This window comes from Thermohalobaculum sp. (assembly GCF_058622915.1).
Genome location: NZ_JBZSYN010000116.1, coordinates 1 through 2,634, shown reverse-complemented (window position 1 = coordinate 2,634; position 2,634 = coordinate 1). Strand labels below are relative to the sequence as shown.

The 2,634-nt window shown below is 70.4% G+C and carries 3 protein-coding genes; all 3 read right to left on the bottom strand.

Features of this window, described 5'->3' with window-relative positions; genetic code table 11:
• Positions 1-43 precede the first annotated feature (43 nt).
• A complete protein-coding gene (locus AC32QD_RS09125; protein ID WP_492010179.1) occupies positions 44-427 on the bottom strand; it encodes a rhodanese-like domain-containing protein in 384 nt (127 codons plus the stop codon).
• Between the two features lie 2 nt (positions 428-429).
• On the bottom strand, positions 430-1,611 hold the full coding sequence (locus AC32QD_RS09120) for an acetyl-CoA C-acyltransferase (protein WP_492010178.1): 1,182 nt from the start codon (positions 1,609-1,611) through the stop codon (positions 430-432).
• A gap of 78 nt (positions 1,612-1,689) precedes the next feature.
• A partial coding sequence (locus AC32QD_RS09115; protein ID WP_492010177.1) for a methyltransferase occupies positions 1,690-2,634 on the bottom strand: 945 nt, incomplete at its 5' end.

Genomic DNA, 2,634 nt, shown 5'->3' with positions numbered 1-2,634 from the left:
GTCCGCGCCATGTCGCGGATCATCGCCTGCTCGTCGGAGAGCATCACTCCTTCTCCGCCACCGGCCCGCCGGACTCCTTCCAGCCCTTGAAGCCGTCCTCGATGTGGCTGACGTTGGCCAGCCCCATCTCGTGTGCTGCCCGCGCCGACAGCGCCGAGCGCCCGCCCGAGGCGCAGTAGAACACGAAGCGATTGCCGGACTGGAACTGGGGCTTTGCGGAAGGCGACGCCGGATCGATCCAGAACTCCAGCATGGCCCGCGGACAGTGGAAGGCGCCGGGAATCATGCCGTCGCGCTCGAGCTCGCGCAGGTCGCGCAGGTCGACGAAGGTGACGTCGTCGCGGCCGAGCAGAGCCTGAGCTTCCGCCCCGGGCATGTGCTCGACCACCTCGTTCGCCTCGGCCACCATGTCCTTGACGTGTTTCATTTTCATACCCTTTCGATAGCGACTGCGGTGCCCTCGCCGCCGCCGATGCAGAGACTGGCGATGCCGCGCTTTGCGCCGCGCGCCTCCATGGCGTGCAGCAGTGTCACGATGATGCGGGCGCCCGAGGCGCCGATGGGGTGGCCCAGCGCGCAGGCGCCGCCGTTGACGTTGAGGCGCTCGCGCGGGATGCCGAGCTCGGCCATGGCGGCCATCGGCACCACAGCGAAGGCCTCGTTGACCTCCCACAGGTCGATGTCGTCCACGCTCCAGCCGTGGCACTCCATCAGCCTGCGCATCGCGGGGACCGGAGCGGTGGTGAACCAGCCCGGCTCCTGCGCGTGGGAGGCGTGGCCGAGTATGCGGGCGCGAACCGGCAGGCCCCGCTTCTCGGCCTCGGACTCCCGCATCAGCACCAGGGCGGCAGCCCCGTCGGAAATCGAGGACGAGTTGGCCGGCGTCACCGTGCCGTCCTTGCGAAAGGCGGGCTTGAGGTGCGGGATCTTCTCGGGCTTCGCCTTCCTCGGCTGCTCGTCGGTGCCGATGGTCACCGGGCCGCTGCGGCTCTCGATCGTCACGGGGGCGACCTCGGCGTCGAAGGTGCCATCCTTTTGCGCGGCGAGCGCCGCGTCCAGCGAGGCGATGGCGTAGGCGTCCTGGGCCTCGCGGGTGAACTGGTAGCGCTCGGCGCAGTCCTCGGCGAAGGTGCCCATGAGGCGGCCCTTGTCGTAGGCGTCCTCGAGCCCGTCGAGGAACATGTGGTCCTTGGCCTCGGCGTGGCCGAGCCGCGCGCCCGCGCGCATCCTGGGCAACAGGTAGGGGGCGTTCGTCATGCTCTCCATGCCGCCCGCGACGACGATGCGGCCGCTGCCGGCGATGAGCTGGTCGTGCGCCACCATCGCCGTCTTCATGCCCGAGCCGCACATCTTGTTCAGCGTCGTGCAGGGCACATCCTTGGGCAGCCCGGCGGCGAAGGAGGCCTGCCGCGCCGGGGCCTGGCCCTGGCCGGCCATCAGCACGTTGCCCATCAGGACCTCGCTGACCTCATCGGGCGCAACGCCGGCGCGGTCTAGCGCCGCCTTGATGGCGACGCCGCCCAGGTCGGAGGCCGAGGCGCCGGCCAGCTCGCCCTGGAAGCCGCCCATCGGGGTGCGTGCGGCGCCGACGATAACGATCGGATCGGACATGAAGCTCTCTCCCGACTCGGGTAGGGACCCGTTCCATTCGCACGCGGGGATGCCGCATCGTGCGGTGCCCCGGAAAGACTAGCGCCGCGCGCCCCGGCTGTAATGCAGGAAGTTGAAGCCGGTCAGCCCGCGATGCACCGGCGCCCAGGCGGCAGAGAACGCGAGCCAGTCCATGCGCACGGCGGCGGCAATCTGCCCCAGGCTGCGCGCCCCATCGATCTGCCCGATCAGCGGTCCGGCGCTGCGGGGCATGTCGATCACATAGGTCAACCCGTCCTGCTTGACAGGGATCGGGCCTTTCTGCGCAACGTGCCGCGAAAGCGCAGGCGCGGCCACCCCGCGCAGGTGCGGCACATCCTCGGGGCTGGTGGGCCTTGCTTGAACCGTTTCGCCGGGGCGGGCCGCATAGAAGACGTGCTTCGCCAGGTTGCCGCTCAGTTGCTCGGCCAGCGCTGCGCGCTCGAGCGGGGCGAGTGCGGCGACGCGCTCGGCGATCTCGCTCGATTGCGGCAGGAAACGCCGGGGATCGTAGCGGTCAGGCTCGAGGAAGGAGACCAGCACCAGGCCGGCCTGATCGAGGGCAGCCGCCAGGTCGCGCACGGTATAGGGCCGGTCGCGGGCATGGAGCAGCAGGTCGTAGAGCCCGGCGTCGGATCCGCGGTGGTCGCCCACCAGATCGTTGCGGCGAAACCAGTTGGTCTCGGGCAGCGCTGTGAGAACCGTGCGTACCAGGCGGACCCTTTCCTCGGGCGCATCCTCGGCCAGAAGGCGCGCGAAGGCGGCCTGCATCGGGTAGACGCCGGTGCGGCCGTAGGGCGCGTAGACCATCAGCCCGAGACCGCCGCCCGGTGCCAGCGCCCCGGCAAGCGCGCGGAAGCCGGCATCGGGGTCGGACAGATGATGCAGCACCCCGCAGCAGTCGATGTAATCGAAGGGGCCGAGGCCCGGCGCCTCCACCAGGTCCCCGGTCAGGAAGCGGATCGATTTCAGGCCGCGGGCCTCGGCGCGGGCCTCGGCGATCGC

Bases quoted from the DNA above. Each gene is read 5' to 3' on its own strand.
- AC32QD_RS09125 (WP_492010179.1), bottom strand. From the start codon at position 427: ATGAAACACGTCAAGGACATGGTGGCCGAGGCGAACGAGGTGGTCGAG.
- AC32QD_RS09120 (WP_492010178.1), bottom strand. From the start codon at position 1,611: ATGTCCGATCCGATCGTTATCGTCGGCGCCGCACGCACCCCGATGGGC.